The 13,925-nt window shown below is 71.2% G+C and carries 13 protein-coding genes; 4 read left to right on the forward strand and 9 right to left on the reverse strand.

Translation table 11 applies throughout. The features are described from left to right. The first annotated feature begins 45 nt into the window (after nucleotides 1-45). From KOI47_RS03770 to KOI47_RS03780, 3 genes are all read left to right on the forward strand, one after another. Nucleotides 46-540 (forward strand): DUF4383 domain-containing protein, encoded by a 495-nt coding sequence (locus KOI47_RS03770; protein WP_216214021.1) that lies wholly within the window; start codon nucleotides 46-48, stop codon nucleotides 538-540. 63 nt (nucleotides 541-603) lie between these two features. Further along, nucleotides 604-1,587, forward strand: a complete 984-nt coding sequence (locus tag KOI47_RS03775) for an esterase/lipase family protein (RefSeq protein WP_216214023.1) — start codon at nucleotides 604-606, stop codon at nucleotides 1,585-1,587. Between the two features lie 95 nt (nucleotides 1,588-1,682). Continuing rightward, nucleotides 1,683-2,465, forward strand: a complete 783-nt coding sequence (locus KOI47_RS03780) for a metal-dependent hydrolase (protein WP_216214024.1) — start codon at nucleotides 1,683-1,685, stop codon at nucleotides 2,463-2,465. Here KOI47_RS03780 and KOI47_RS03785 read toward each other — a convergent pair. Continuing rightward, nucleotides 2,462-3,235, reverse strand: a complete 774-nt coding sequence (locus KOI47_RS03785) for a class I SAM-dependent methyltransferase (protein WP_216214026.1) — start codon at nucleotides 3,233-3,235, stop codon at nucleotides 2,462-2,464. The two genes, KOI47_RS03780 and KOI47_RS03785, sit on opposite strands and share 4 nt — an antisense overlap. Before the next feature lie 103 nt (nucleotides 3,236-3,338). Here KOI47_RS03785 and KOI47_RS03790 point away from each other — a divergent pair, with 103 nt between their 5' ends. Further along, complete coding sequence (locus tag KOI47_RS03790; RefSeq protein WP_216214028.1) at nucleotides 3,339-4,076, forward strand: Long-chain-fatty-acid--CoA ligase; 738 nt, start codon at nucleotides 3,339-3,341, stop codon at nucleotides 4,074-4,076. 13 nt (nucleotides 4,077-4,089) lie between these two features. On the opposite strand, the gene KOI47_RS03795 is transcribed toward KOI47_RS03790, so the two are convergent. From KOI47_RS03795 to KOI47_RS03830, 8 genes are all read right to left on the reverse strand, one after another. Then, nucleotides 4,090-5,166 carry a hypothetical protein gene (locus KOI47_RS03795; protein ID WP_216214030.1) on the reverse strand — a complete coding sequence of 359 codons (1,077 nt, stop codon included), beginning with the start codon at nucleotides 5,164-5,166 and terminating at the stop codon, nucleotides 4,090-4,092. Nucleotides 5,167-5,223: 57 nt separating this feature from the next. Beyond that, nucleotides 5,224-6,225 carry an ABC transporter substrate-binding protein gene (locus KOI47_RS03800; protein WP_216214032.1) on the reverse strand — a complete coding sequence of 334 codons (1,002 nt, stop codon included), beginning with the start codon at nucleotides 6,223-6,225 and terminating at the stop codon, nucleotides 5,224-5,226. 21 nt (nucleotides 6,226-6,246) lie between these two features. Then, nucleotides 6,247-7,395 (reverse strand): type III PLP-dependent enzyme, encoded by a 1,149-nt coding sequence (locus KOI47_RS03805; RefSeq protein WP_232376521.1) that lies wholly within the window; start codon nucleotides 7,393-7,395, stop codon nucleotides 6,247-6,249. A 68-nt stretch (nucleotides 7,396-7,463) separates the two neighbouring features. After that, the gene (locus KOI47_RS03810; RefSeq protein WP_216214036.1) at nucleotides 7,464-9,221 is read right to left on the reverse strand and encodes an IucA/IucC family protein; all 1,758 of its coding nucleotides are present in this window, start codon (nucleotides 9,219-9,221) and stop codon (nucleotides 7,464-7,466) included. Next, nucleotides 9,221-10,810: an IucA/IucC family protein gene (locus KOI47_RS03815; protein ID WP_216214038.1), complete on the reverse strand. Its 1,590-nt coding sequence runs from the start codon at nucleotides 10,808-10,810 to the stop codon at nucleotides 9,221-9,223. The genes KOI47_RS03810 and KOI47_RS03815 overlap by 1 nt, the downstream gene beginning before the upstream one ends. Next, entirely contained in the window at nucleotides 10,807-12,444 is a 1,638-nt protein-coding gene (locus KOI47_RS03820) for an IucA/IucC family protein (RefSeq protein ID WP_216214039.1), read from the reverse strand. Before KOI47_RS03820 ends, KOI47_RS03815 begins: the two co-directional genes overlap by 4 nt. Then, nucleotides 12,441-13,433 (reverse strand): 2,3-diaminopropionate biosynthesis protein SbnA, encoded by a 993-nt coding sequence (gene sbnA, locus KOI47_RS03825; protein ID WP_216214040.1) that lies wholly within the window; start codon nucleotides 13,431-13,433, stop codon nucleotides 12,441-12,443. Before sbnA ends, KOI47_RS03820 begins: the two co-directional genes overlap by 4 nt. A 217-nt stretch (nucleotides 13,434-13,650) precedes the next feature. Then, nucleotides 13,651-13,911: a hypothetical protein gene (locus tag KOI47_RS03830; RefSeq protein WP_232376522.1), complete on the reverse strand. Its 261-nt coding sequence runs from the start codon at nucleotides 13,909-13,911 to the stop codon at nucleotides 13,651-13,653. Nucleotides 13,912-13,925: the final 14 nt, after the last annotated feature.

A 13,925-nucleotide genomic window follows, 5' to 3' on the forward strand; every position in this document is an offset into this window, starting at 1 on the left:
TCCGGGGCCGCGGAAACCGCGATAGCAGGCGATAGGAGGATCGCGATGTCGCGTCCGCAGGACCACCCGCTCCCACCGCAGGACATCGGGGCCTATACCGCGCGCAGGCCGATCCAGCGGGTGGCGGTTTCGGCCTCGGCGGTGCTCCTGCTGCTCGGTGGGCTGGGTTTCGTGCCCGGGGTCACCACCGGTTACGCCACCATGGCCTTCGCCGGGCCGGACTCCGGCGCGCTGCTGTTCGGGGTGTTCGCCGTTTCGGTGCTGCACAACCTGGTGCACCTTGCCGTCGGCGCCATCGGCCTCGCGCTGGCCGGGACGGCTACCGGGGCCCGCGCCTTCCTGCTCGGCGGCGGCGTGCTGTTCCTGGCACTGGGCTGCTACGGGCTGCTGGCGCCGCGGGACTCGGCGGCCAACCTGCTGCCGCTGAACGCGGCGGCAGACCTGCTGCACCTCGGCCTCGCCGCCGGGCTGGTCACACTGGGTGTGCTGTTCGGGCGCAGGCTGGCCTACACCCCGACCGCACCCCGCTCAGACGGGTGAGTCTGGTAAGTAGTCTTATCCAATATCTGTCGTGATCGGGGTCACCGGCTTACACTCCGGTGCATGAAAACGATCAGAGGTGCGACCATTGCCGTTCTGGCCTCGATCTCGCTGGTGCTAGCCGGTTCCCCGGCCGCGACCGCGCAGACCCCGTCAGGGCCGCCACTGGAAACCCCGAAGTCCAAACTGGACGCCGCCCTGCACTGCGCGGAAGGCGTCGAGGGCGCCACCGTGAACCCGGTGCTTTTCGTTCCGGGAACCACCGCCGAGGGCGGGGAGAACTTCGCCTGGAACTACGTCACCGCGTTGCGGAACGAGGGATTCCCCGCCTGCTGGGTGAACTATCCCTACCGCGGCTGGCGGGACATGCAGACCTCATCGGAGTACGTGGTGCACGCGATCCGGACGATGCACGAGCGCAGCGGGCGTAAGGTGTCCACCATCGGGCACAGCCAGGGCGGCCTGCATCCGGCGTGGGTGACCCGGTTCTGGCCGGATATCGCCGGGATGCTGGACGACGCGATCAGCTTCGGTTCGCCCTTCCACGGCTCCACGGTGGCGAGCCTGTACTGCGGGGTGCTGAACCTGTTCCCCACCGGCTGCCAGGAGTCGTTCTGGCAGTTCACCAAGGACTCCAACTGGTCCAGGGCGCTGAACGCGGAGCCGATGCCGGAAGGTCCCGCGTTCACCTCCGTCTACACGAACTTCGACGAGTTCGCCACGCCGGGCAAGGCGGCCAGCAGGCTGGACGGTGCTGCGCATATCGGCGTGCAGGACATCTGCCCCGGCCGGTTCGCCGAGCACTTCACCCTGGTGGTGGACGCGGTGCCGTACGCGCTCACCCTGGACGCGCTCCGGCACGACGGCCCAGCCGATCCGGCGCGTATCGACAAATCGGTGTGTGGCAAGGGATTCATGCCGCTGGACTGGCCCGGCTTCGCCGGGACCGTTCCGGACCTGCTGTCGTTGCCGGTGAAGGCCTGGTTGCAGAGCCCGCCGTGGACCTGGGTGCGCGCGGAGCCGCCGCTGCGGGACTACGCGCGCTGAAACCGGTAGCGCCCGGCGAGGCGTACCGTCCCGGCCCGGTGCCGCGTGCGAGACTGTCCGCCGGTTTTCGCGGACGTACTGGGGGAACAGCACGCATGATGGGTCGCACGCACGCCCTCACCGGCTGGTGCGCCGGACTGGCCGTGGCACCACTCGCCGGCGCGGGTTCGCTCGCGCAGGCGGTGGTGTTCGCGGCCACCACCGCCGGGTTCGCGTTGTTGCCGGACCTCGATCATCCCGGTGCGCGGGCCTCGAAACTGCTCGGCCCGGTAACCGGGGCGTTGTCCTGGTTGCTGCGCAAGGCATCCGGGGCGCTGTACTCGGTCACCAAGGGGCCGCGGGACGAGAACGGCAAGGGGACCCACCGGCATCTTTCGCACACCGTGCTGTTCGCCGCCGCGCTCGGCGGGCTGACCGCGCTCGGCACCGAGACCGGCGGCGGCTGGGCGGTGGCCGGGGTGGTGCTGTTCGGCCTGCTGCTGGCCGAGGACGCGCTGGGGGACTGGCTGCTGCCGGTCGGCGGGGCAGCGGTGATCCTGTGGGCCTACCAGACCCCCGATGTGCTGGGGCAGCTCGACGCGGTGTCCGGCTGGCTCGGTATCGCCGTGGCCGTCGGCTGTTTCACGCACTGCCTCGGCGACGCGCTCACCGAGTCCGGTTGCCCGTTCCTGTTCCCGCTGCCGATTGCCGGGGAGACCTGGTACGAGCTACGGCCGCCGAGCTGGTTGCGGTTCCGTACCGGGAAGAAGGTGGAGAACGCGCTGATCTTCCCGGTGTTCAGCGTGCTGGCCGTGCTGCTGGTGCCCGGGGTCTGGGACCTGCTGGCGGACCTGGTGAACCGGCTATTCACCGACTCGACCGTGGAGGCCACCCGCTAGCTCGGGTCCGGCTTGCGGGCCTCGATCAGGAACCGCTCGGCATGCGCGACGAACTGGCCCTCCGCCCGGATCCGCTCGTGCAGTTCGGCGAGCCGCTCCCGGTCGCGCTCGACGGAGAATCCCGGAACCGTCCACGGAACCTTGCGCAGGAAGTACACGACGGCGCCGATATCGTGGAACTCCGCGCGTAGGCTTTCCGTACGCAGGTCCAGCACGATCAGCCCGGCCGCCTCGGCCCCGGCCACCGCCTGCCGCGCCCAGGTCGGATCGTCCACCGGCACCGGGCCCATGATCGCCTCGGTCAGCTCGCGGTTCGACCCGCTGCCGATCCCCTGCGAGAGGTACCTGCCACCGGGGCGCAGCACCCTGGCGATCTCGGTCCAGTCGGTCACCGTGGGGTGGCGGCTGGCGACCAGGTCGAAGGTGCCTCCCTCGAACGGCAGGGCCGCATCCTCCGCTACCAGGGCAACCGAGCCGCCGAACGGCCGCAGGTTGGCTCGCGCGAGTTCGATGTTCGGTGGCCAGGACTCGGTGGCCGCGACCGTGGCCGGGGGCCTCGGCAGGCTGCCGAGGACCTCGGCGAACACCTCACCGCCGCCGGTCTGCAGGTCGAGCGCGGCGGCGGCGGAACCCAGCCGCTCGGTCAGCATCCGCGCGTAGCCCCAGGACGGACGTTCCTCGGTGGCCCGCCCGGCGAGCCAGGAGAAGTCCCAGCCCGTCACCGGCTCCGCCATGCCTTCGGCGAGCAGCTGCTCGAACGATCGGGTCATGTCGATGAGTGTGGATGTGGCCTTGACAGTGCGACAACAGGTTTCTCCGCGAGTCATCCGAAAGACGATGGCGGCCCCGTGACACACGGTAGATCATGCATGCGTGTTGGTTGAGAATCTCGCCTCCCGCCCGGACCTGCTGGAGCCGGCACTGGCGCTCGGCGATGTCGGTGCCGAGTTCGCCCACCACGACCAGATCGGGACGCTGACCAGGGCGCGGCGGCTGGCCCGCAGGTGGCCGGAGTACTTCCTGGTGCTGCTCGACGGCGACGAGCCGGTCGCCCGCGCGGCGAGTGTTCCGCTGGTGTTCCCGGACGCCGACCGGGCCGAGTTGCCGGACCACGGCTGGGACGGCGCGGTGCTGTGGGCGGTCGAGGACGCGCTGGACGAACGGTTGCCGACCGCGCTGGTGGCACTGGACGTGCAGGTGGTGCGGGAGCGCCGGGGCAAGGGGATCGCGGGCGAGGCGCTGCTCGCGCTGCGCGAGGTGGCCAGGGCGCGCGGGCTGAGCCGGATGGTGGTTCCGGTCCGGCCCACCGGCAAACCGGACTACCCGCGGCTGTCCATGCCTGGCTACGTCGCGCTGCGCAGGGAGGACGGCCTGCCAGAGGACGCCTGGCTGCGCACGCACGAGCGGCTGGGCGCCTGGTTCGTCAGGATCGCTCCCTTCGCCATGACCGTGACCGGATCGGTGGGCCAGTGGCGCTCCTGGACCGGAAGGTCCTTTGTAGATGGACCCAATGTGGTGTCCGGCGGACTGGCTCCGGTGCTGGTGTCGCTGGAACAGGACCTCGGTGTATACGTGGAGCCGAACGTCTGGTACGAGCACCCGCTGGTGTGAGGCGCGGTGCTGACTACCGGACGGTGAGCTCGAAACCGCCGCGCAGCCCGGGTTCCCCGGCGAGCCCGGGGGCCAGCAGCCGCCAGCTCACGCTCAGCTTCCGCCCCGGCGCCAGCTCGGCCGGGATGCGCAGGCCCATGGCGAACCGGACCGAGCCGTTCGCCGGGATCTCCGTTACCGGGCGGCAGTTCAGCCGGTACAACTCGCTCTCGTTCACCGCCGCCACCTGGTGGTTACCGAGCGAGAAACGTTCCTGGAGGTAGCCGGGGCAGGGGTCGAGCGAGACCGCCGAGCCGGTCGGGTTCGCCAGCCGCACGTGGTAGGTCACCAGCTCGCCGGCCTTCCCCGCGGGCACCGGCTCGATCGTGGCTCGCAGCACCGAAAGCGGCGAGTCCGGGGTTGTCTCCCGCGCGGGCTCGTCGAAGGAACTCGCCGCGAGATGGGAGGTGGACTGGGGCCCGGTCCCGCCCCGGCCGCACGGCGGCGTCTTATCGGTGCGTACCGGGGCGCGCAGCTCGCCGCCGTCCTCCGGGAGGTGGATCGCCAGCTCCAGCGGGCCGTCCACCGGCGCGCAGAACGGGCCGCTCCAGTCCAGGCGCAGCTCGGCCGCCTTGCCCGGCGGCACGATGGTCACCCGCTGCGCGCCCTCCCGGTTGACCGCGTGCGAGTAGCCGATCGGCACTTCGCCGTTGCGGTCCCGCAGCCGGGTGTCCACTTCGCCGCGCAGCCGGCAGTTCTCCCGCCCGGTGTTGGTCACCTTGGCGTACCCGATGAGCTTGGCACCCGCCTGGGCCCGCACGGTGTGCTCGCCGCCGTCGGTGTTGCCGGGGGACAGCCAGGAGGTGAGCTCGCCGCGCAGCTGCCCGGCCTGGCACGGCCCGGCATCCGGGTCGGTACGGCGCTCGCGAGGCGGGGCGCGGAACTCGCTTTCCCCAGCGGGTTCGTCCACCCAGGGGACGGTGCCATCCGGGAGCAGGGTCGCGGGGGCGGAGACCCGCGGCGGCAGTGGCTCGGCCGAACCCGGCCCGGCCTCCCCGGCGCCGCACCCGGCGAGCAGCATGAAGGACAGCACGCACGCCAGAAGCGGCACCGGCCTGATCATCCGGTCAGTGTGCCCGAGCGGGGTGGCGGGCGGGTATGGAACGCGTCACCGCGCGGGATCGACCCCGAACTGCTCGGCGAGGTCGTCCAGCATCGCGTGCGCGCCCTGCAGGCTGACCGAGGTGAACCACACGGTGTCGTTCACGTTGGTGATCTCGCCCTCCAGCGAACCCCACAGCGGGTTCGACTCGAACTGCGCCCGCGGGTCGCCCTCCTCGGTGCGCGGATCCTGGTAGGTGGAGACGAAGATGTGGTCGGCGTCCAGCTTGGTGATGTTCTCCTGGCTCAGGTCCACCGAGATCTTGTCCTGGCTGTCCGGCTGGCCATCGGGGCGCTTCAGCCCGGCGTCGGCCATGATGATGCCGGGATAGGAGGCGCTGCTGTACAGCCGCACCGTGGGCTCACCCTCCACGAAGCGCACCAGGGACACGGTGGCGTCCCGGCCGAGCTTGTCCTTGATGGCCTCGCCGATCTGCCTGGCCCGATGCTCGTAGGCGCCGATCTTCTGCTCGGCCAGTTCCTCCTTGCCGAGCGCCTTGGCCAGCAGCCGGATGTTCTCCTTCCAGGTCGCCCCGGTGGTCTCGCTGAACACGGTCGGCGCGACACCGGTCAGCTCGTTGTAGATCTGCTCGTGCCGTACCTTCGCGGACACGATCAGGTCGGGTCGGATGTCGTAGAGCTGCTCGACATCCGGCGTGTTCAGCTGCCCGATCTCCCTGGCCTCGCTGGCGAAGGTCTTGTCCTGCTCGGGAAGGTAGTCCGGCAGCTGCGCGCCGGATGCAGGGAACCTGGTGAAGGCGACCACCTCGGTCTCCAGCGCCAGTGCGGCGTCCACATAGCTGGAGTCCAGCGCGGCGACGGTCCGCGGCTTCGCCTCGATGGTGGTCTCGCCCATGGCGTGCTGGATCGTGCGCGGGAACGCTCCCGGTTCTCCCGTGCCCCCGGGCGCGGCCGGGGTGTCCTCGCCGCCACCGCAGGCCGTGAGGGTCAGGCAGGCCGCGGCCACGGCGGCGAAACTCCTGCGCAGGCGGCGTGCCGAGCGGGCCATCGAGGTCTCCTTCGCGTTTGGTTAGCCTTGGCTAACTGGGAAGAATACCTGTTCGGGGTGTGGCTGGCTGAGGAAGTCGTGATGAGAGATCTCCCACCCGTACGCGCCCGCTTGCTGGAACGCCAGTACGTCGCCTGCCCGCACCCGCTGCACCGGCACGTTGCCTGCCAGTACGTCCTTGGGGGTACACAGCTCGCCCACCACGGTCACCGGATCGCCGTGCGCCTCCGGCCGGGGTGCTTCCAGCCCCCAGCGCTCCACGGGTAGCACGGTGAACGGGTGGCTGTGCTGCCAGGACACCGGTAGCCGGAAATGATGCGTCCCGCCGCGTACCAGCAGGTAGGTGACGCCGTGGTTGCGCTTGATGTCCAGTACCTCGGTCAGGTACTGCCCGCAGTCGGCCACCAGGTACCGGCCACATTCGAAGTCGATCTCCTGCCAGTGGCGGGGGAAGGTGTCCCGCACCAGCCGCCCGAGGCCGGTGCTGAACCCGGCCCAGTCGAAGCGGCGGGTGGGGTCGGTGTAGTCGATCCCGATGCCCCCGCCGAGGTTCAGCACCTCGCAGCGCAGGCCGAACCGCTCCTCCCAGGCCAGCACCTTGTCCCGGTAGTGCGCCAGCATCGCCAGGTGGGCCCGCGCGGAGAGGTTGTTCGAGACCGAGTGCAGGTGGAACCCCACCACCCGCACGCGCGACGTTTCGCGGGCTAACTGTAGTGCGGCGGGCAGGGTGGGCTCCTGGATGCCGAACTGGGTGGGCCTGCCCGCCATGGCCAGGGTGGCCTCCGGGAACGGTCCGGTCAGGTTCACCCGCAGTAGTACCTCAGCGGTGCGGTCCAGCCGGGTCGCCACCGCGGCGACCCGGTGCAGCTCCAGCACGCTCTCCACATGCAGCCGCCGGACCCCGGCCGCCAGCGCCGCGGCGATGGCCCGCTCCGTCTTGGCCGGGCCGCCCATGATCACCGGCGCGTCCGGGGCCGCCGCCCGCGCCTTGGCCAGCTCGCCCGCGGAGGCCACCTCGAACCCGGCCACGATCGGCGCAAGCGTTTGCAGCAGCGGTTCCGCGCTGTTCGCCTTCATCGCGTAGAACATCCGGCACCGCGCCGGCAGGGCCGCGACGACCGACCGCACGTGCCCGGCGAGCGCGTTCAGGTCGTATATGTACGCGCACACCGCTCCGTTTCGAGTCTGCTGATCCGAAATGAGAGCATTGATCTGGTGAGCACTGATCTCGGTTTGCATCACTGCTCCGGTTCGGCGAGGGGATTGGGGACGGGGTGCAGGCGCAGTTCGGTGTCCGGTAGCAGCCGCCGGGCGGTCAGCTTCTCCACCGCGATCCGCGGCTTGCCGAGGTCGAACCGGGCGAACCGGTCGGCGAGGGCGGGGAAGCGTTCCCGGTAGCGGCGCAGTTCGGCGCGCACCACCGCCCAGAACTCGAGCTCGTCCAGCCCGTAGGCATCGGCCAGGAAGATCGCCAGCTCACCGAGGTTGACGAAGCAGAAGGCGTCCAGCAGGAAGTCGGTGACCAGGCTCGGGTCCTGGGTCTCGACGAAGGAGTTGCGGTTGTGGTGATGCGCCGGGGTGTCTGCCAGCCGCGGGCACAGCTGCGGCCGCGCGAGCAGGTCCCTGCGGAACCGCACCCCGTCGTGGAAGTCCTTCAGCGCCACCCTTGCCGGCACCCCGTCCCGGTGCACCAGCACCATGTTCTGCGCATGCGCCTCCAGCGCGATCCCGTGCCCGCACAGCAGGTGCACCAGCGGCGGCACGCTCACCCGCACGAGCCGCTCCAGCCAGTCCCGCAACCCCCGCGCGCGAATCCAGGGGTCGAGCAGCGGGGTTCCGTTCAGCTCGCGCGCGGTCAGCCCGGTGAACGGCACGGCCGACTCGCCAGGCTCCAGATGGCGGTGCAGGCTCTCCCGCCAGATGCAGGCCAGCGCCCCGTAGGAGTCCGCGCGCAGCAGACCCGTCCCGGCGTCCGGGTTGAAGGCGCTGCCCAGCACCTCGCCGAGCAGGATCACCCTGCACTCGGTGCGCAGGAACTCGTCCCCGGCCACCACCCGCCGCAGCCAGTCCGAGATCAGCGGGGCGTTGCGGACCGTGTGCGGCGCGAGTCCCCGCTCGGTCGAGGTGTTCACGATCGACAGCGCGAGCTTCAGGTACGGCCTGCGCGGGGCGCTGTGGCAGGCCAGGGTACGGATGGACTGCTGGGCCCGGAACTCGTCCGGATCCTCGCCGAGTACCCGCAGCTCGCCGCGCCGTAGCTGCTCGGCGAACACCCGGCCGATCCGTTCCCGCCACTGCCACGGATGCACCGGCAGCAGGGTGAACTCACCTTCCGGAGCCAGCTCGGCAAACCGGCCCATAGTGGACTCTCCGAGTTGTTCGCTGAGCAGGTCCCGCTCCCGCACCGAGTCGGAGACGGTGACCTCGGTGCTGTCCCGGTGGGCCGCCAGCCACAGCGGCCGCACCGGCCTGCCGAACTCCGGCCCGAAGGCGAGGTTGTCGGCAAGGTCGAACCCCATCCGCGACTTGTAGGTGGGGTGATACCGGTGGCCATCGGTGACCGTGCGCTCCAGGGTGTCGTAGTCCGCGCCGGCCAGCACGTCCCCGCGGCGCCGTCGGGCATGCTCGGCGAGCGCGTCCTTCACCAGGGTCTCCTCCAGCTCGCGGGCGAACCGGGCCAGCAGCTCCGGCTCCGCGGCCAGCCGTTCCCGCACCTCGCCGAGAAAAAGGGTGGGCGACTCCGCTTCGACCTCCTCCCGGTACACCGGGCCGGTCAGCGCCACCCGGTGGAACCCGTGCCTGCGACGGGCGGCGAACCGGTACCGCACCGGGACACCATCCGCATCCTTTCCGTCCACAATGTACTTATCGGAGTCCGGGCGCATCCGCAGCGCGTCCTCGTACAGCAGCGACTCCACCAGCTGGCGGAACACCCGCCGCCGCACCGTGAGGAAGCTCGGCGCGGTCAGCGCGCCGCGCAGGAGTTCAGGATCCATCACACCTCCCGCAACGGGTTGGGTACGTCCACGAACAGCGGCCGCTCGCTGCGATCGGCGAACCGGCTCAGCAGGTTGGCCTTGGCAGGCAGGGTCGGCGCGCGGGCCAGCTCGGCGGCGCAGGCATACGGCAGCCCGGCCAGCTCCTGCCTCGCCACCGCCCACAGGCGTTCCTCCGCGGTGCCGGTGTAGCGCCCGAGTACCTGCAGCACATGACCGAGCTGGTTGGTGACCGCGTGGTACCGCAGCCGGAACCACGCCTCGGTGGCGGGATAGACCGCCGGACTGTCCGGCGCCAGTCCGTGCCGCCTGCCGAGGCTCACCCCCTCCAGGTCCCGCACCCAGAACCGCACCGGCCAGCCACCCTCGGTCGCCAGCAGTGAGTTCTGCACATGCGCCTCGAAGCTGACCCCGTCGGTGGCGAACACGGTGAGCAGCGGCAGCAGCGAGATCCGCAGATAGCCACGCAGCCAGGCGAGCACGTCTCCGGCCTCCGCCACACAGCGCACGAGTTCCGGCTCCTCGCCGCGCGGGCCCTCCTCGAGCAGCCCGGCCAGCACCCTGGGTGCGCCGGTGCCGGTGGTGAACGGGTGTTCCCGGTACAGCACGGCGAACTCGGCGGCCAGTTCGGCGCCGACGATATCCGGGTCCAGGGTGCGATACCCGGTCTCCAGCAGCACCCCGAAGCCGGCAGGCCAGCGCGCCCGTAGCCGGGCGATCACCCGCGCGGCGTCGGTGGCCCGGCGCAGGTGCTCGGCGGGGTTGTTCCGGACGAAGTTGGTGATCCGTACGTGCAGCGGCAGCTTCCAGCAGGTCGGGAAGCCGGGGTCGCAGACCGTGCGCACCGAGGAGGTCGGGTAGACCGGCTCGCCGAGCGGGCCGAGGTCGACCAGCTCACCGCGCGTGAGCAGGTCGGCCACCTCGGAGCGTCGCCGCAGGTAGTCTGCCTGCCAGGGGTGTGCGGGCAGCGGGAGGAATCCGGCCGGGCAGTGGGCGGCGACCGGTCCCGGGACCCATCGGCCGGGCGCCACCCTGCGTTGCTCCAGCAGCCGCGGCGCCACCGCGAAGTAGTGCGGAACGAAGGTGGCCCCGAGCTCCGGGGCGTACCGGGGCAGGTCACCGGCGCCGAACCCCTCCGCGCTTTTCGGCGTGGGATGAAAGGGGTGGCCGAGCAGCACGTTCTGCTCGGCGTGCCGGGCAGGGTCGGCCTCCCGGCCCGCGCGCTCGGCGAGGTAGTGCGCCACATGCGCCACGCTGTTGCCGATCTGCGCGGCCAGCTCCGCCTTGCGCCGGGCGTCGCCCCGCCCGGCCACCGCCGCCACCTCGTCCAGCAGGGTGGCCACGAACTCGGCATGCCCGAGTGGAACCCGTGGCCTGCCGGGGCATTCCCGGAAGGCGTCCCCGGCGTAGCTGTGCTGGCCGAGCACCGAGCGGTGACACACCCGCACCACCAGTGCGCCGGGGGCAGCGGCCAGCGGGATCCGCAGCTCCCCCTCGGATACGGCGTGCCGCCCGGTCTCCCGCAGGAAGGAGTTGAGCAGCCGCTGTCGCGCGGCCCGCTGCGCCGCCGCCAGACCCCGTTCGGTCACGGTCGCACCAGCGGGTTGGGCACCTGGCCGGTGCTCGCCGGCATGCTGACCCCGGCGGCGGGTCCCTGCCGCAGCAACGGTCCCAGCACCTGCCTGCTCGGCCAGTGCGGCGCGTGCAGCAGCTGCTTTTCCACCAGGTTCGCCACGTGGCCTGGCAGTTCCAGCGCGCCGAGCGCACTGGTGACCGCCGCGCGCAGCCGCGCCCAGAAGACGCCTTCCGCGATGCCGAAGTGCCGGGCGAGCGCGTCCGCGATGCCGTACAGGTTGACCTGGATGCCGAGGGTCTGCAGGTAGCCGAGTAGTTCCTCGGCGGAGTCCAGCCGCAGGGACTGGGGTGCGCCCGGTTTCACCCGGTAGCCCGGATCGGGCACCCCGGCCGCCGACATCCACGCCGGGTGCAGGCGCAGCGTGTCGTGGTCCCGCAGCACCAGCCGGACCGGGCTGCCAGCGCGCAACACCAGCACCACGTTCTGCCCGTGCAGTTCGGGCAGCACGCCGTAGCGCAGGAAACCGAACGCCGCGCGCAGGAAGAGCGCGGCGGTCTCGGCGAAGAAGGCGACCGGTTCGCGGCCGATCAGCCCGTCGAGGTGGTCCCACTCGTGCGCGGCGAGCGCGGCCATCGGCAGGGCGAGCGCGTCCGGTTCGACCGGCGGGTAGCGGCGCACCTGCGCGGCCAGCTGCCCCGGCCGGTCGGCGAACTCGTCGCCATCGGCCGCGTGCCAGCCGCACCATGTCCGCTCGTCACACAGCGCTACCCGTTGGCGCAGCGGGGGATCGACCGCCAGCAGGGCGCACATGGTGCCCTCGGCGCGCTCGCTGTTGTCCAGGTAGCGCGGCGGCAGCAGCCGGGCTGCGCCGAGGGTGGCGATGCCAAGCGGCAGCTTCAGGTGCAGGTCGTCGTCCGGTACCGCGGCGAGGGTGCGCAGGGCCGCGGTCGGGCGGAACCGGCCCGCACGCGGCAGCGGGCGTACCTGGTTCGCCGGGAACTCCCCAGGCAGGACGTGCTCCAGCTGCCAGGGATGCACCGGCAGGGCGTGCCAGCCGTCCAGGCCGCGCATGGCCTCGGTGATCCGGTCCCGTTCCCGGTCGGGAAGCAGTAGCGCGGGCAGGTCCCGTGAACCCGGCCCGCCGCCGAAGCGCAGTAGGTCGCCGGGCACCGCCACCCAGGCCGGGGCGAGGGGTTCCCGGCGCATCGGGCCGTACTCGGCCAGCTCGGTCGCGGTCCAGCCCACCGCGGCGCGGGCGGTCGGGTGGAACGGCCGGTTGCGGGTGGCGGCGAGGCGTTCCCCGCCGGGGTCGGCGAAGCCCCGCCGCGCGGCCAGGGTGACCCCGGCGTGCTCCACCGCGGTCCGCAGGTCGGCCGCGACCCGCGCGCCATGCGGGGAGTCGGCGGCGAGCAGGAGCAGCAGCGCATCCGGGGTGAGTTCGGTGTCCCCGTGCCGCACCGGCCCGCCCGCGAACCGGTGCCGTTGCAGGGCGCCGCCGTCGCGCACCCGCAGCCGGACCGGGCCACCGGGTGCGGGCACCTCGTAGTGGCCGGTCGCAGGGTCGGCCGTGCCCTCGGCGAAGCCGAACAGGTTCTCCTGGATCAGGGTGTCCACCAGGTCTCGCAGGACCAGCTCGCCGGGGTTCATGCGGTCTGGTTTTCCCGGTTCCGCCGGGCTTTGTCCAGCCATGCGTCGTCGTAGACCAGGTCGAGATAGCGGTCCCCGCGGTCCGGGAAGATGGCCAGCACCCGGCAGGGCCGGGGGAGCGCGGGAAGCTTGCGCCCGATCGCGGCCACCACCGAACCGGTGGAGCCGCCCGCGAAGATCCCTTCCGTGGCGAGCAGTTCCCGGCAGCCCAGCGCCGCGTCCACGTCGTCCACCCGGATCACCTCGTCGATCTCCTCGGGGCGGCACAGCTCCGGGGTGCGGCTGGAGCCGATACCGGGGATCTCCCGTGGCCCCTGGCTGCCGCCGAAGATCACCGAGCCAACCGCGTCCACCGCGACCACCCGCAGGCAGGGGAAGCGTTCCCGCAGCCTGCGGGCGCAGCCAAGGATGCTGCCGGTGGTGCTGACCGCGGCGAACAGGTAGGCGGGCGGGTGTACGAGTTGCTCGGCCAGCTCGGCGCCGGTGCCGTGGTAGTACGCCTGCCAGTTGCGGTCGTTGGCGTACTGGTTGATCCAGATCGCGCCGGGGGTCTCGGTGAGCAACTGCCGTACCCGTCGGATACGCGCGCCGAGGTAGCCGCCGACCTCGTCCGGCTCGGTGACCATCTCGAGCCGTACGCCGAGGTTGCGCAGGATGGCCAGGTTGGCTGTGGTGGTCTTCGGGTCGACCACGCAGGTGAACCGCAGGTCATGCAGGCGGGCGGCCATCGCCAGCGCGATCCCGAAGTTGCCGGAGCTGCTCTCGATCAGCCTGCCGCCGGGCCGGATCGAGCCGTCCCGCAGACCGCTTTCCACGATGTAGCGGGCGGAGCGGTCCTTCATGCTGCCGCCGGGGTTCATCAGCTCCAGCTTGGCGAGGACCTCCGTGCCGGGGCCGGGGAACAGCCGCCGCAGGGCGACCACGGGCGTGTTGCCGATGCAGCCGGCCACGGACTCGGATACCGACTCGGTCACGGGAGCGACGGTCACGATCCTCCTTGGTTGGGCGCTAGGTAAGTCTTACCTTAGTAGCCCTGTCACCCTCCATGAGAATTCCGACACAAGCCGTCACTACCCTGCGTGCACCTCCTCGGTGTGTTTGCCCTCCACGCGCGCGTGTTTGCCGTTGGCGCGCACGCGTTGGCCGTTCACAACCGCTACAGCTCGCCGAGTTGAATGAGCTTCACGAATTCCCGTTCCGGATCCTTCACCACGTCGTGCACGCACTGCACCGTGGCACACGGCCAGGCCCGGTGACAGAATCGGCAGTTTCCTGCCAGGTTGACTGGTGCGTCAGCAGCACCGCGCGAATTACCCGGACCAGATCCGGGATGAGTGCGCGAGCGTTTTCGATGTCCTCATCGGACCACGCCGCCCACTTGGCCGGCAGGAACTCCGCCTCATCGAGGTGGCGGTACAGTTCGCGGCAGAGCAGCTGGTTCGCTTCGGCCTGTGCCGGTGAAATCATGTCGTACCTCCAGA

Origin of the sequence: Amycolatopsis aidingensis, from assembly GCF_018885265.1 — a bacterium.
Taxonomy (GTDB): Bacteria; Actinomycetota; Actinomycetes; order Mycobacteriales; family Pseudonocardiaceae; genus Amycolatopsis; species Amycolatopsis aidingensis.